1 protein-coding gene is annotated in these 894 nt (G+C 63.2%); it reads left to right on the top strand.

The window, feature by feature from the left end:
• Positions 1-894 (top strand): C-terminal helicase domain-containing protein (locus tag NW838_RS05260; protein ID WP_414427629.1); only part of this gene is annotated, 894 nt, incomplete at both ends.

Genomic DNA, 894 nt, shown 5'->3' with positions numbered 1-894 from the left:
GAGGCAGAAGAAGAGGTTGAGGCAGAACTGAGCCGCTGGGTGTTCGAGTCGGCAGAAGAGCGTACCGACGATGAGCTGCCAACGCCAGCTCTTGAAGCCGCAGACCCAACCCTGCCGGATAGCGACCGCCGCCGGTTGCAGGCCCTGGCCCGTCTGGCCAAACAGCTCCAGGGCCCAGAGCACGACACCAAACTGGCGCGGGCCATCGAGCTGGTGAAAAAGTTGCTTCAGGAAGGTTTTCATCCCATCCTCTGGTGCCGCTACGTTGCCACTGCGGAGTATCTGGACAGTTACCTTCGGCAACAGCTGGGATCCCCAGCCCAAGTAGCCTGTGTAACGGGCAGGATGGGAGACGAGGAGCGGGAGGCCAAGATCGCGAACCTGGAAGTTGACCGACCACGGGTGCTGGTGGCCACCGACTGCCTCTCGGAAGGGATCAACCTGCAGGAAAAGTTTACAGCCGTCATCCACTACGACCTGCCCTGGAACCCCAATCGGCTGGAGCAGCGGGAGGGCCGGGTGGATCGCTACGGCCAAAAGGCCAGCCGGGTCAAGGTCATCCGCTTTTTTGGCCGCGACAACCCCGTAGATGGCGTGGTACTGGAGGTGTTGCTCAACAAAGCGCGGGAGATCCACCGCACCCTGGGCACCCACGTGCCTGTGCCGGAGGCTAGCGAAAGCGTTACCCAGGCTGTGCTCGAAGCCCTCTTCCTGCGCAAGGGACACTGGTCCGCCGAGCGCCAGCTAACCCTCGATCTTGGCGTGCCGGAAGTGGATGAGTTTCACCGGCGCTGGGATCGCTCTGTCGAACAGGAGCGGCGCAACCGCACCCGTTTTGCCCAGCGGGCCCTCAAGCCTGAGGCAGTGCAGCGGGAGCTGGAGGCCACCGATGCC

This window comes from Synechococcus sp. R55.2 (assembly GCF_047462075.1).
Lineage (GTDB): Bacteria > Cyanobacteriota > Cyanobacteriia > Thermostichales > Thermostichaceae > Thermostichus.
Note: the sequence above shows the minus strand (reverse complement) of the source record. Positions and strands in the feature narration are given on the sequence as shown.